The following is a 13,534-nucleotide window of genomic DNA, read 5'->3' as shown; positions in this document are numbered from 1 at the left end:
AAGGCCATGAGCACGACCACATCCACCGCGGCCCCTCCCCCCTCCGCCTTCCGCGGCCGGGGCGCCGCGCTCGGCGCCGGCCTCGTCATCCTCGCGCTGCTGCCGCTGGCGGCGGGCGCCAGCCCCTATGTCCTGGGGCTGCTCATCTCCGCGCTCATCCTCTCCGGCCTCGCGCTCTCCTGGGCGCTGCTCGGCAACCTCGGCGGCATGGTTTCCTTCGGCCATGCGGCCTTCTTCGGGGTGGGCTCCTACGCGTCCGCGCTGCTGGCGGCGAAGGCGGGGGTGCCGGTGCTCATCGCCATCCCGCTCGGCGGGGTGGTGGCCACCCTCTCCTCCCTCGCCATGCTGCCGGCGCTGCGCCTGTCCGGGCCCTACTTCGCGCTGGCGATCCTCGCCTATGCGCAGATCTTCCGCATCCTCGCCACCGAGCTGGACTGGCTCACCGGCGGCGCGGCGGGCCTGCAGCGCTTTCCCGGCCTGCCCACCGTGTTCGGCATCGATCTCGCGAACCGGGCCGGCTCCTACGTGCTGGTGCTCATCTGCGTGGTGCTGTTCGCGGTGGTCTACGTGCTGCTGCGCCGGAGCCACGTGGGCACCGCGCTGCGCGCCATCGCCGAGAGCGAGGACGCCACCCGCGTGGTGGGCGTGAACGCGACGCTGCTGAAGTCCTGGATGCTGTTCCTCTCGGCCTTCATCGCCGGCGTGTTCGGGGCGCTCAACGCGCACATCATCGGCTTCCTGGAGCCCGACTACGCCTTTTCCGGCATCTGGAGCGTCATGCCCATCATCGCCGCCGTGTTCGGCGGCTACCGCACCGTGCTCGGTCCCGTCTGCGGCGCGGTGGTGATCTACCTGTTCGACCAGGTGATCGCGAAAAGCCTGATCCCGGTGGGCCACCAGATCCTGCTCGGCATCCTGCTGGCGGTGATGGTGCTGCTGGCGCCGAACGGCCTCGCGGGGCTCGCCGCCCGCCTCTTCCCGAAGCCTGCGGAGAAGCGCCATGCTGGAGCTTGATGCCGTCACCGTCCGCTTCGGCGGCCTCACCGCTCTGTCCGGCATCACGTTCCGCATCGCGGCGGGGGAGATCCTGGGCCTGGTGGGGCCCAACGGGGCGGGCAAGACCACCCTGTTCAACTCCATCTCCGGCCTCGTGAAAGCGCGCGGGCGCATCGTGTTCGACGGGCAGGACGTGACCGGCCTGCCGCTCCACCGGCGCGCGCGCTCCGGCATCGGCCGCACCTTCCAGATCCCCCAGCCCATGCACCACCTCTCGGTGCGGGAAAACCTGGCCGTGGCGCAGGTGTTCGGCGCCGGGCGCCACGACGAGCAGCGCATCGACGAGATCCTCGCCGTGATGGAGCTGTCCCACAAGGCCGATGCCGATGCGGCCACGGCGCTGGCGCTTCAGGAACTGAAGCGGCTGGAGATCGCCAAGGCCCTCGCCACCGAGCCGAAGCTGCTGCTGCTGGACGAGGTGCTGGCTGGCCTGGAAAGCAACGCCAAGAAATCCTTCATGCTGAAGCTGAAGGAGCTGCACAAACTGTTCGGCCTCACCATCGTGATCGTCGAGCACGACATCGAGACCATCTCGGGGCTCTGCACCCGCGCGGTGGTGCTCAACTTCGGCCAGCTCATCGCCGACGGCACCCCCACGGAAGTGTTCAACAATCCGGCCGTGGTGGAAAGCTACACGGGGACCGCCCATGCTTGAGACGCGCAACCTCTCTTCCGGCTACGGCGCCATCACCGTGCTGTGGGACGTGAACCTCACCTTCCGCGAGGGCGCGCTCACCGCCATCGTGGGGCCGAACGGCGCCGGCAAGACCACGCTGCTGCGCACCCTCACCGGCCTCCTGCCCTACACGGGCGAGATCCGCATGGGCGATGCGCCGCTGAAGGGAAAGACCTGGGACCTCGCCGCCCAGGGGCTGGTCATGGTGCCCGAGGGCCGGCTGGTGTTCCGCGACATGAGCGTGGAGGAGAACCTCTGCCTCGGCGCCTATCCCGAGCGCTGCCGCGCCGACCTTTCCGCCAATTTGGAGCGCATGTACGCCTTCTTCCCGCGCCTCAGGGAGCGCCGGCACCAGCTCGCCGGCTCGCTCTCCGGGGGCGAGGCGCAGATGGTGGCCATGGGGCGCGGGCTGATGGCGAAACCCCGCATCCTGCTCATCGACGAACCCTCCCTCGGCCTTGCCCCGGTGATCGTGAACGAGGTGTTCGACATCATCCGCAAGCTGAAGGCCGAGGGCACCACCATCGTGCTCATCGAGCAGAACACCCGCATCGCCCTCTCGGTGGCGGATGACCTGCACCTGATGCGCGCGGGCAAGGTGATCCTCTCCGAGAAGGCAGCGGGCGTCGATCTCGACCGCCTCCACGACCTCTATTTCGCCCGCGAGGGCGCCACCGAAGGCGCACCCCGATGACAGCGTCAGAAGGCCGCCTACCGCAGGCGTTCCGGGGCCGGCTCGCGCTGCCGGTCATCGCCTCGCCCATGTTCATCGTCTCCGGGCCGGAGCTGGTGATCGCCGAGTGCCTCGCGGGCGTCGTCGGCGCCTTCCCGGCGCTGAACGCCCGCGCGCCCGAGACGCTGGACGGCTGGCTCACACGCATCAAGGCCGAGCTTGCCGCGGCGAAGGCCGCCGACCCCGCCCATCCCATCGCCCCGTTCGCGGTGAACCAGATCGTCCATGCCTCCAACGACCGGCTGGAGCGGGACATGGAGACCTGCGTCGCCCACGAGGTGCCGCTCATCATCACCTCCCTGCGCGCGCCCGGCGAGGTGGTGCGGCAGGCCCATTCCTACGGCGGGCTCGTGTTCCACGACGTGACCACCGTGCGCCATGCCGAGAAGGCGCTGGAGGCGGGGGTGGACGGCCTCATCCTGGTGTGCGCGGGCGCCGGCGGCCACGCCGGCACGCTCAGCCCCTTCGCTTTGCTCGGGGAAGTGCGGCGCTTCTATGAGGGGCCGGTCGCCCTCGCCGGCGCCATCGCCACCGGTGACGCCATCCTCGCCGCCCAGGCGCTCGGCGCCGACTTCGCCTACATGGGCACACGCTTCATCGCCACGGCGGAATCGCGGGCGGCGGCCCCCTACAAGGAGATGATCTCCACCGCGTCTGCGGCGGACATCCTCTACTCGCCCTTCTTCACGGGTGTGCCAGGCAATTACCTGAAGCCCTCCATCGTCGCCTCGGGGCTCGACCCGGACGCCCTGCCCCACGCCGACAAGAGCGCCATGAGCTTCGGCTCCGGCACGGTGAAGGCGTGGCGCGACGTGTGGGGCGCCGGACAGGGGGTGGGCACCATCGCCGACGCGCCGCCGGTGGCCGAGGTGGTGGCGCGCCTGGAGCAGGAATACCGCGAGGCCCGCGCCCGCCTTGCCGCCAACGCCGCGGCCTTCGCCGCCTGAGCAGAATGGGAGGGGACACCCCATGACCGAGAGCCTCGTCATCACCGATCCGCACCCCGGCGTGCGCCTCCTCACCCTCTCGCGCCCCGAGCGGCGCAACGCCCTCGACCGCGCCACCTACCGCGCCCTGGGCGAGGCGCTGAAGGCCGCCGATGACGACGACACCGTGCGCGCGGTGGTGCTCACCGGCGCAGGCGGCTGCTTCACCGCCGGCAACGACCTCGCCGATTTCCAGGACACCTCCAATGCCGGCGAGCCCAGCGCGGGGCTCACCTTCCTCGGTGCCCTCACCAGCTTCGGCAAGCCGGTGGTGGCGGCGGTGGAGGGCTTCGCGGTGGGCATCGGCACCACCATGCTGCTCCATTGCGACCTCGCCTATGCCGGGGCCGGCGCCCGCTTCCGCCTGCCGTTCGTGAACCTCGGCCTGTGCCCCGAGGGCGCGTCGAGCTACCTGCTGCCGCGCATCGCCGGCACCAAGCGCGCGGCCGAGCTGCTGCTGCTTGGCGAGGTGTTCGGGGCGGAAGAGGCGGCGGCCGCCGGCATCGTGAACGCCGTGACCGAGGAGGGCGGCGCCCTTTCCCGCGCGCTGGAGAAAGCGCAGGCGCTGGCGGCCCTGCCCCCGGAATCCCTAGCCACCACCAAGCGCCTGCTGCGCCACGCCACCGCGGAGCCCGTCGCCCGCGCCCTGGCGCTGGAAGCCGAGCAGTTCCACGCCCTGCGCCTGCGGCCGGCGGCGCAGGCGGCGTTCGCGGCATTCTTCAAGAGGCAGGGATGAGCGATGCAACCCGCTCCGAATCCTCGATAATAGGGGTCCCCGCGGCTCCCCGCCGGCGCGCCCGCGCGCGCGGCGCGGCCCAGGACGGAACCGGAAGCCCCACCATGAGCCCCAACGACACGCCCCCGCCCGACCTCGACGCCGACGGCGAGGGCAAGGACGACCGCCACTTCGTCACCGCCCTGGCGCGGGGGCTGGAGGTGCTCGCCTGCTTCAAGCGGGGCGAGACCTTCCTCGCCAACCACGAGATCGCGGAACGCTGCAAGCTGCCGCGCTCCACCGTCTCCCGCCTCACCTACACGCTGACGAAGCTGGGCTATCTCCATTTCGTGGAGGAGGTGGGCAAGTATCGCCTCGGCACCCAGCTCATGGCGCTGAGCACGGTGGCGCTGGGCGGGCTCGACGTGCGGCAGATCGCACGGCCCGCCATGCGGGAGCTCGCGAACTTCTCCAACGCGACGGTGGGCCTCGCGGTGCGCGACCGCCTCTCCATGCGCTACGTGGAGTGCCTGCGCGGCCCAGCCGCCATCTCCCTGAATATCGACGTGGGTGTGCGCATGTCCATGGTGCGCTCGTCCATCGGCCGCGCCTACATCTCCGCGCTCACGGAGGCGGAGCGCGCGCCGCTGTTCGAGGAGATCAAGATGCTCGATCCCCTCGCGTGGCCCCAGGTGCGCGCGGAGCTGGAAAAGGCGATGGCGGACCACGCCACCCTCGGTTGCTGTTGCTCCTTCGGCGACTGGCAGGAAAGCGTGAGCGCCATCGCGGTGGGCTTCCGCCCCGGCGGCGGGCTGCCGCCCATGGCCATCAACTGCGGCGCCCCCACCGTCATTTCCGAACCCAAGTTCCTGCTCGACGAAGTGCGCCCGCGCCTCATCGAGATGGTGCGCCGCCTCGACGGCGTGATGGGCGCCTGACACCCCGCTTTCCCCGGAGTCCCCTTTCATGAGCGAAACCGTGCCCGACCGTGATGCCCTCGACCTGCCCCTCGCCGGGGTGCGCGTGCTCGACCTGTCGCGCATCCTCGCCGGGCCGTGGTGCGCCATGGTGCTGGGCGACCTGGGGGCGGACGTGGTGAAGGTGGAGCATCCGGCGCGCGGCGACGATACCCGCGACTGGGGCCTGCGGACCGGAGCCACGAACACCTCCTACTTCGACAGCGTGAACCGCAACAAGCGCTCCATCGGCGTCGATCTCGCCACCGCGGAGGGCCTCGCCTTGGTGAAGGCCCTGGCGCGGGAGGCGGACGTGGTGGTGCAGAACTTCAAGACCGGCGGCGCCGAGAGGCTGGGCCTCGGCTATGCCGACCTTTCCGCCGAGAACCCCCGCCTTATCTATTGCTCCATCGCCGGCTACGCACCCGACGGCGCGGAGGCGACCCGCCCCGGCTACGATCTCGTGGTGCAGGGCGAGGCGGGGCTGATGGCCCTCAACGGGGAGGCGAGCCAGCCGCCGCTGAAGTTCGGGGTGGCGGCGGTGGACCTCTTCACCGGCCAGTATGCGGCCCAGGCGGTGCTCGCCGCCCTCTACCAGCGCGAGCGCACCGGGCGCGGGCGCAAGGTGGAGCTGGCGCTGTTCGACTGCGGTCTCACCCTCACCAGCTATTACGGCCTGGAGGCCCTGGCCCAGCGGCAGGACCCGCCGCGCTACGGCAATGCCCATCCCTCCATCGTGCCCTACGGCGTGTTCCGCGCCGCCGACGGGCCGCTGGTGCTCACCGTGGGCAACAATGCCCAGTTCAAGCGCTTCTGCGAGGTCATCATCGCCCGCCCGGACCTGCCGGCCGATCCGCGCTTCGCCACCAACCTGGAACGCTCGCGCAACCGCGCCGCGCTGCTGCCCATCCTGGAGGCTGAGCTCCTGAAGCACAGCCGCGCCGGCCTGCTGGCGGCGCTCAAGGCGGCGGACATTCCCGCCGGCGAGGTGCTCGGCCTGCTCGAGGCCCTCTCCTCCCCCCGCGCCGCCGAAACCGGCATGGTGGTGCGCCGCCCCGCCGAGGACGGCGCCGAGCGCCACGTGCTCGCCCCGCCCTACCGTCTCGACGGACGCCGCGTGCCGGTCCGCCGCATGCCGCCGGCCCTGGCCGAGAGCACGGCCGAGGTGCTCACCCAGGCGCTGAACCGCCGGCCGGAGGAGATCGCCGCCCTCACCCGGAACGCCGTGGTGCGCTGAGCCCGCCGGCGCGCGGAGCGCCTGCCCCCGTCATGCACGCCGCAGCGCGGGAAGGGAGCGGCGCCCACCCGACATCCGCCCAAATCCACCCGTGAGAGAGGGGCCAGCACGCCGCCCCGGTCCGCCGCGTCGGAAGCATGCCCTCTTTTCCCTCGCCGTCGCCCGTGCGTCGCCGCATGGGCTTTCGGCGGGCGGCCGAAGACCGTCCACGACATCGATGCCCGAAAGGCCGGCCACAGCCCGAGCGCTCGCGCGTGCCGTCGCGAGGCCCGTTACCCCTCAGCCGCGCGCCCGGCGGGGCCGGGACCACGCCCTTCACCTAAGACCTATCGCCGCGCCCCGGCCGGGTGCCATGGCCGCGCCATTCAAGGGTGGTACTGAGGAACAAACCTCGAATCGCGCCCCTGGCCGCCGGCCCCTCCGCCCCGGCCGGGGTGCGTCTCCCGCGCGAGAGCCGGACGAGATCCGCCTTGGAGCCGCCCTTGCGGCGCTCTGGCGGCTGTCGTGCGGTGATCGCCGGCATGGTCCCGCCACGGGGAACCTTCACCGGCCTCCGTTCCCGATCCCGCCGCCCAAAGCCACGCGACATGAGCACCATCACCGCGACCCTGCTGCTTCTCCTCGGCGTCGTCCTCAGCGGCTCCATCACCCGCGCGCTGCCGGTTCCGGTGCCGCTGCCCCTGGTCCAGATCGCCCTCGGCTTCGCCATCGCGGCGGTGGCGGATCTCGGCGTGGAGCTGAAGCCGGACATCTTCTTCCTCCTGTTCCTGCCGCCGCTCCTGTTCCTCGACGGCTGGCGCATCCCCAAGGAGGGGCTGCTGAAGGACAAGGGCACCATCCTGGAGCTGGCATTCGGGCTGGTGGTGTTCACGGTGCTGGGGCTCGGACTGTTCATCAACTGGATGATCCCGGCCATCCCCCTCGCGGTGGCCTTCGCCATCGCCGCCATCCTCTCGCCCACCGATCCCATCGCGGTGTCCGCCATCGCCGCGCGCGTGCCCATCCCCAAGCGGCTGATGCACATCCTGGAAGGCGAATCCCTGCTCAACGATGCCTCGGGCCTCGTGTGCATGCGCTTCGCGGTGGCGGCGGCGCTCACCGGCAGCTTCTCGCTGGTGGAGGCGACGGGCACCTTCGCGTGGCTGGCCATCGGCGGCCTCGCCATCGGCACCGCCGTGACCCTGGGCGTCACCTGGGCCAAGAACTGGCTGACCCACCGCCTGGGCGAGGAGACGGGATCGCAGATCCTCATCAGCCTGCTGATCCCGTTCGCGGCCTATCTCCTGGCCGAGCACCTGCATTGCTCCGGCATCCTGGCAGCGGTGGCGGCGGGCGTCACCATGAGCTACGCCGAGCAGACCGGCCAGGCGCTCGCCATCACCCGCATGCAGCGCGGCGCGGTGTGGGATACCGTGCAGTTCGCCGCCAACGGCATCATCTTCGTGCTGCTGGGCGAACAATTGCCCTCCATCATCTCCGGCGCTGCGCGGGTGGTGCGCGAGGCCGGGCACCACGAGCCTGTCTGGCTGCTCGTCTACGTCCTCGCCATCAACGTGGCGCTGGCGGCCCTGCGCTTCGTGTGGGCGTGGGTCTCCCTCAACTTCACGCTCTATCGCGCGGCCCGGCGCGGCCACAGCGTCGAGCGGCCGAGCTGGCGCCTCGTTGCGGTCACCGCGCTCGCCGGGGTGCGCGGCGCCATCACCCTCGCCGGCGTGCTCAGCCTGCCCATCTTCATGAACGACGGCTCCTTCTTTCCGGGGCGCGACCTCGCCATCTTCCTGGCGTCGGGGGTCATCATCGTCTCGCTGGTGGCGGCGAGCATCGGCCTGCCCGTGCTGCTGAAGGGCCTCGAGCTGCCGCCGGAGCCCACCCACCGCAAGGAGGAGGAGCGCGCCCGCGCCGCCGCCGCCCAGGCCGCCATCAAGGCCATCGAACAGGCGCAGCACGAGCTGGGCGAAGGCCGGCGGGACGCCGACCTCTACACCGAGACCAGCGCCCGGCTCATGGAAGTCTACCGCCAGCGCATCGACGGGCGGGCCCGCACCGGCGCCGACGGCGAGCGCTACCGCAAGGCCGAGAGCGTGGAGCAGGAACTGCGCCTCGCCGGCCTGCGCGCCGAGCGGCGGGAATTCTACCGCCGCGGACGCGCCAATGAGCTCTCCGACGAAATGGTGCGCAGGCTGGTGCGGGAGATCGACCTGCAGGAGACGCGCATCCTCGCCGAGTAAAAGGGGCGGAGCGCTCAGCCCTCTTCCGGTCCGCGCCCGCCGCGCGCCACCTGGGCCAGATGCTCCGCCATCCAGCGACCGGCGGGGCCGAGGGCGTCGCGGGTGCGGTGCACCACGCACATGGGCAGGCGGATGCTCCCTGCCCTCCCGTCCCAGTCCTCCGGCACGATGCGCACCAGCGCGCCCGAGGCGAGGTCCGCCTCCACCATGTGCAGCGGCATGGAGCCGAAGCCCAGGCCCGCCCGCAGCATGGCGAGCTTGGCCCCGAGGTCGCCGATGCGCCAGGTCTGCGTGGCGTGCACGCCCCTGTCGGGCTCGCCGGTGCCGGCGCGCTCGGTGAGCACCAGCTGCACGTGCTCGCGCAGGTCCTCCGCCGGCACCGGCCCCGCACGCCCCGCCAGCGGATGGGAGGGCGCGGCCACCAGCACCAGCTCCACCTCCAGGAGCGGCATGCGGTTCAGCACCGAGGTATCGGTGGCCGAGGCCACCACCACGCCGAGCGCGCAGCCGCCCGCGCTCACCCGCTGCACGGCACCGGAGAGGCTCTCCACATAGAGACGCGTCTGCACCGTAGGGAAATGGGCGCGGAAGCCCTTCAGCGCCTCCACCAGCACCGGCACGGGAAACATGGCGTCCACCACCAGCGACAGCTCCGGCTCCAGCCCGCCGGCGATGCCGCGCGCCTCGGTGCGCAGGGCGCCCACCGCCTCGGCGATGCGCCGCGCCCGCGGCAGCAGGGCGCGGCCCGCCTCGCTCAGCGCGGGGCGGTAGGCCGCGCGGTCGAACAGCTCCACCCCGCACTGCTCCTCCAGCCGCTGCACCGCGTAGGTGACCGCCGACTGGGTGCGGTTCATGGCCCGCGCCGCAGCGGAGAAGCTTCCCGTCTCCACCACCGTGAGAAACACCTGAACCTGATCGAGGGTCAGCCCATCCATGGCATCATCGATTTTATTGATGGAAACTGCCGAAACTTTCCCAGTTTTTTTCGATTAGGGAAAGCCCCATCTTCCTTTCACGAAAACGGCGCCCGGCGCCGGCACGAGAGAAAGGGACAACGCCATGTCCACCACCGAAAAGACCGCCGCGAGAAGGTGGCCCACCCTGTTCATCGCCCACGGCGGCGGCCCCTGGCCCTTCATGGAGCCCTCGCCCGACCCGTCGGCGCGCTGGGACGGCCTTGCCCGCTATCTCAAGGGGCTCGATGCCGCGCTCGGTGGGCGGCCGAAGGCGGTGCTGGTCATTTCCGGCCACTGGGAGGAAGGCCGGCCCACGGTCAACACCGCACCCCATCCCGGCATGCTGTTCGACTATTATGGCTTTCCCGCCGACACCTACCGGCTGAGCTATCCGGCACCCGGCTCGCCCGAGCTCGCGGCCCGCGTGCGTGGCCTGCTGGAAGGCGCGGGCATCGCCACCGGGGAGGATGCCGCGCGCGGCTATGACCACGGCGTGTTCATCCCCTTCATGCTGATCTATCCGGAAGGCGACGTGCCGCTGGTGCAGCTCTCGCTCCAGCGCGATCTCGATCCGAAGGCCCACATCGCCCTCGGCCATGCCCTGGCCCCGCTGCGGGACGAGGGGGTGCTCATCGTCGGCAGCGGCATGAGCTTCCATAACCTGCGGGCCTTCTTCACGCCCGATCCGCGAGTGGCCGCCGCCGCCGAGGCCTTCGACGGCTGGCTGACGCAGGCGGTGGAGGAAGAGGACCCCGCCACCCGCGAGGCCAGGCTCGCAGCCTGGGCCTCGGCCCCCGCCGCCCTCGCCGCCCACCCGCGCAGCGAGCATCTGGTGCCGCTGTTCGTGGCGGCCGGAGCGGCCGGAACCGATCCCGGCCGCCGCACCTTCCACGACCACATCTTCGGCAAGGCGTATTCCGGCTTCCAGTTCGGCTGAGCGCCGCCGTCCTTCTTCCGCGTCCTGTCGGCGAGCAGGGCGCAGGCTGCCCCCGCCCTCGCCGGCCTCAACTTGGATCAACAGGGTATCATCATGCTTTCCAACGACTTTTTCGACGCCTGGCGCCCCCGCATCCTGTCGCTGCTGCGCATCATCGCCGCGCTCATGTTCATGGCCCACGGCACGGGTAAGCTGCTCGCCTTCCCGCAGGTGCCCATGTTCGCCAACGTGCAGCTGTTCTCGCTGTTCGGCATCGCCGGCGTGATCGAACTGGTGGGCGGCATCCTGCTGGCGCTCGGCCTGTTCACCCGGCCGGTGGCGTTCATCCTCTCCGGCCAGATGGCGGTGGCCTACTTCATGATCCACGCCCCGCAGAATTTCTTCCCCATCCTGAACGGCGGCGAGCTGGCCGCGCTCTACTCCTTCGTGTTCCTTTACCTCGCCGCGGCCGGCGGCGGCGCCTGGAGCCTCGACGCCCTGCGCCAGAAGGCCTGATCCCCGCCCATTGCACGCCTCCCGCCGCTCCGGTCCTGCCGGGGCGGCGCCGTCATGCCTGCAGCCCTCAGGCCGGCGCGCCCCGCCGCTCGGTGTCCGCCCCCGGCAGGCTCAGGCGCATGGCGCACCGGCGCCCGGCGGGCAAGCCGGACGCAGCCTCCTCCGCCAGAACGGCCCGCAACGGCGCCGGCACCCCCTCCGGCGGCAGCTCCACAAATCCGAGACGCTGATAGAAGGGCCCGTTCCAGGGGACATCCCGAAAGGTGGTCAGCGTCACCGCGCGCAATCCGCGCCGCTCCGCGTGGGCGCGAACCGTCGCCATGAGCGCCCGGCCGATGCCCCTGCGCTGCCAATCCGCGCGGACCGACATTTCCCGGACATGGAAGGCATCGCCCAGCGCGGCACCGTTCACGAAGCCGACGGGCGCGTCCGCGGCATCCGCCGCCACGAATGCGTCGCCGGCGGCGATCATCGCCCGGTGCGCCGGCTCATCCTGCACGGCGCCGTCGGCAATCCAGCCGAGCCCGGCGATGGCACGAAACGCCCCGGCCGCGGAGCGCTCGATTTCCGGCAGCAGCGGCGCATCCCCGGCGCGGGCTCTCCTCACGGCGTACATGGCGCTGCCGCAAGGCGCCTCAGGCCGTGCGGAACATCATGTCGATGCGCGTCTCGCTCGCCCGGCGGATGTGGATGCGGGCGGCGCTCTCCGCCTCTTCCGCCGCGCGGGCGGTGATGGCGTCGAGGATGATGCGGTGTTCCTCCAGCGCCGCCGGCGAACGACCCGCGGCCTCGAAGGTGGTGCCGGGCAGAAGCGTCAGCGCATCGGAAAGCTGCGCCAGCGCCTGCGAGAGATAGCGGTTGCGCGCCGCCTCGTAGATGGCCTGATGGAACAGGCGGTTGAAGCGGGCGGTCTCGCCGGGATCGTCGAGCACCTCGGCGCTCTGGTCGAGCAGGTCGGCCATGGCCTTCACCTCCGAGGGGGAGGCATATTGCGCGGCGAGGGCGGCGGCCGCCCCCTCCAGCACCGCGCGCAGGAAGTAGATCTCCCGCACCTGCTGCATGCTGAACTGCGCCACCGCGAGACCGCGGCCGGGCACCAGCTCCAGCAGGCCGTCCGCGGTGATGCGCCGTATGGCTTCCCGGATGGGCGTGCGGCTGACCTTGAAGTGCTCCGCGAGGTCCGCCTCCCGCAGACGCTGGCCCGGCTGGAACTCTCCCGACCGGATCGCATCGCGAATGCGCTGGTAGGCGTATTCCGCCCGGGAAAGATTGGTGTCCGAAGGCTCGTCCATGGTCCTCTGCGTCGTCTGCGGAGCTGCCGGCGTCACCCCCGTGGCCCGCCGGCATCAGCCGTATCCTGCCGTATACGTCGACTTTTCGCCGGCTGCACCCCTCGCGTGCCCGCCAGCGCGCGCCGCGCGCTCATGTCGCGGCAAGGAACGCCCTCTAGGGCGCCCTCCCGGCCGCCCTTGCGGTAGCCCGTAACGGCAGGACCCGGGCGAGGGCTAGAGGGCGAGCCCGCGCACGTTCACCACCGTGCGCCCGCGCACATGGCCCGCGAGAATCTCTCCGGCGAGAGCGGGAAGATCCTCCAGCCCCACCTCGCGGGTCACCAGGGCGAAATCCGCCTCGGTGAGCAGCGCGGCGAGGCGCGTCCATGCCGCGAGCCGCCGCCCGGTGGGGCAATTCACCGAATCGACCCCGAGCAGCGCCACGTTGCGCAGGATGAACGGAAACACGGTCGTGGCAAGCTCGGAACTTGCCGCAAGGCCGCAGGCGGCCACCGCGCCGCCATAGGCGGTGGCGGCCAGCACATTGGCGAGCACGGCGCCGCCCGCCGTATCCACCGCGCCGGCCCAGCGCTCGCCCGCCAGCGGCTTGCCGGGGCTCGCGTATTCGGCCCGGTCCACGATCGCCGTGGCGCCGAGGCTCCGCAGGAACGCCTCCTCGCTGCGCCGGCCGGTGAGCGCGCTCACCTTGTAGCCGAGGCGCGAGAGCACGCGCACCGCCACGGAGCCGACGCCGCCGGCCGCGCCCGTCACCAGCACATCACCGCCGGGGGCGATGCCGTGGCGCTCCAGCGCATCCACGCACAGCATGGCGGTGAGGCCGGCGGTGCCGAGCGCCATGGCGTGCCGGGCGGAGAGGCCCTGCGGCAGCTTCACCAGCCAGTCGCCCCTCACCTTCGCCCGCTCGGCGAAGCCGCCCGACCAGCTTTCGCCCACGCCCCAGCCGGTGAGCACCACCGCATCCCCCGCCGCGAAGCCGGGGTGGGCGCTGGCGCGCACCGTGCCGGCGAAATCGATGCCCGGCACCATGGGGAAGGTGCGCAGGATGCGCCCGAGCCCCTTCAGCGCCAGCCCGTCCTTGTAGTTGAAGGAGGAATATTCCACGTCCACCGTCACGTCGCCGTCCGGCAGGTCGGCCTCGGTGATGTGCTCGAGGGCGATCGCCTGCCCGCCCTCGGTCTTGCGCGCCACCAGAGCGCGGAACGTCTCGTTTGCCATGGAACTCTCCTCCCGCTGCGGCCGGGAGGGCGGTATCCTGCCGGCCCTTCCC

The 13,534-nt window shown here is 71.5% G+C and carries 14 protein-coding genes; 10 read left to right on the top strand and 4 right to left on the bottom strand.

Annotated elements, in window-relative coordinates; genetic code table 11:
* The first annotated feature begins 6 nt into the window (after positions 1 to 6).
* From V5F75_RS08300 to V5F75_RS08265, 8 genes are all read left to right on the top strand, one after another.
* Positions 7 to 1,014, top strand: a complete 1,008-nt coding sequence (locus V5F75_RS08300) for a branched-chain amino acid ABC transporter permease (RefSeq protein ID WP_394034838.1) — start codon at positions 7 to 9, stop codon at positions 1,012 to 1,014.
* Positions 1,001 to 1,711 (top strand): ABC transporter ATP-binding protein, encoded by a 711-nt coding sequence (locus V5F75_RS08295; RefSeq protein WP_394034839.1) that lies wholly within the window; start codon positions 1,001 to 1,003, stop codon positions 1,709 to 1,711. The genes V5F75_RS08300 and V5F75_RS08295 overlap by 14 nt, the downstream gene beginning before the upstream one ends.
* Positions 1,704 to 2,426, top strand: coding sequence for an ABC transporter ATP-binding protein (locus tag V5F75_RS08290; RefSeq protein ID WP_394034840.1), 723 nt, complete (start codon positions 1,704 to 1,706; stop codon positions 2,424 to 2,426). The genes V5F75_RS08295 and V5F75_RS08290 overlap by 8 nt, the downstream gene beginning before the upstream one ends.
* On the top strand, positions 2,423 to 3,412 hold the full coding sequence (locus V5F75_RS08285) for an NAD(P)H-dependent flavin oxidoreductase (protein WP_394034841.1): 990 nt from the start codon (positions 2,423 to 2,425) through the stop codon (positions 3,410 to 3,412). Before V5F75_RS08290 ends, V5F75_RS08285 begins: the two co-directional genes overlap by 4 nt.
* A 22-nt stretch (positions 3,413 to 3,434) precedes the next feature.
* Positions 3,435 to 4,187: an enoyl-CoA hydratase-related protein gene (locus V5F75_RS08280; RefSeq protein ID WP_394034842.1), complete on the top strand. Its 753-nt coding sequence runs from the start codon at positions 3,435 to 3,437 to the stop codon at positions 4,185 to 4,187.
* 104 nt (positions 4,188 to 4,291) lie between these two features.
* Positions 4,292 to 5,104, top strand: coding sequence for an IclR family transcriptional regulator (locus V5F75_RS08275; RefSeq protein ID WP_394034843.1), 813 nt, complete (start codon positions 4,292 to 4,294; stop codon positions 5,102 to 5,104).
* Positions 5,105 to 5,132: 28 nt separating this feature from the next.
* Positions 5,133 to 6,359 (top strand): CaiB/BaiF CoA transferase family protein, encoded by a 1,227-nt coding sequence (locus tag V5F75_RS08270; RefSeq protein ID WP_394034844.1) that lies wholly within the window; start codon positions 5,133 to 5,135, stop codon positions 6,357 to 6,359.
* A gap of 587 nt (positions 6,360 to 6,946) precedes the next feature.
* Complete coding sequence (locus V5F75_RS08265; protein WP_394034845.1) at positions 6,947 to 8,587, top strand: Na+/H+ antiporter; 1,641 nt, start codon at positions 6,947 to 6,949, stop codon at positions 8,585 to 8,587.
* 14 nt (positions 8,588 to 8,601) lie between these two features.
* Here V5F75_RS08265 and V5F75_RS08260 read toward each other — a convergent pair whose 3' ends face one another.
* Positions 8,602 to 9,522, bottom strand: coding sequence for a LysR family transcriptional regulator (locus V5F75_RS08260; protein WP_394034846.1), 921 nt, complete (start codon positions 9,520 to 9,522; stop codon positions 8,602 to 8,604).
* 124 nt (positions 9,523 to 9,646) lie between these two features.
* On the opposite strand from V5F75_RS08260, the gene V5F75_RS08255 reads away from it, so the two are divergent.
* Entirely contained in the window at positions 9,647 to 10,480 is an 834-nt protein-coding gene (locus V5F75_RS08255) for a DODA-type extradiol aromatic ring-opening family dioxygenase (protein ID WP_394034847.1), read from the top strand.
* Between the two features lie 93 nt (positions 10,481 to 10,573).
* Positions 10,574 to 10,975, top strand: a complete 402-nt coding sequence (locus V5F75_RS08250) for a DoxX family protein (protein WP_394034848.1) — start codon at positions 10,574 to 10,576, stop codon at positions 10,973 to 10,975.
* A gap of 67 nt (positions 10,976 to 11,042) precedes the next feature.
* Here the strand turns inward: V5F75_RS08250 and V5F75_RS08245 are convergent, their stop codons facing one another.
* The 3 genes from V5F75_RS08245 to V5F75_RS08235 form a co-directional block, all read right to left on the bottom strand.
* On the bottom strand, positions 11,043 to 11,591 hold the full coding sequence (locus tag V5F75_RS08245; protein WP_394034849.1) for a GNAT family N-acetyltransferase: 549 nt from the start codon (positions 11,589 to 11,591) through the stop codon (positions 11,043 to 11,045).
* A gap of 19 nt (positions 11,592 to 11,610) precedes the next feature.
* On the bottom strand, positions 11,611 to 12,267 hold the full coding sequence (locus V5F75_RS08240) for a GntR family transcriptional regulator (protein ID WP_394034850.1): 657 nt from the start codon (positions 12,265 to 12,267) through the stop codon (positions 11,611 to 11,613).
* Between the two features lie 213 nt (positions 12,268 to 12,480).
* Positions 12,481 to 13,482: an MDR family oxidoreductase gene (locus tag V5F75_RS08235; protein WP_394034851.1), complete on the bottom strand. Its 1,002-nt coding sequence runs from the start codon at positions 13,480 to 13,482 to the stop codon at positions 12,481 to 12,483.
* Positions 13,483 to 13,534 lie beyond the last annotated feature (52 nt).

The sequence above is a fragment of the Xanthobacter albus genome, assembly GCF_043194895.2.
GTDB lineage: Bacteria > Pseudomonadota > Alphaproteobacteria > Rhizobiales > Xanthobacteraceae > Xanthobacter.
Note: the sequence above shows the minus strand (reverse complement) of the source record. Positions and strands in the feature narration are given on the sequence as shown.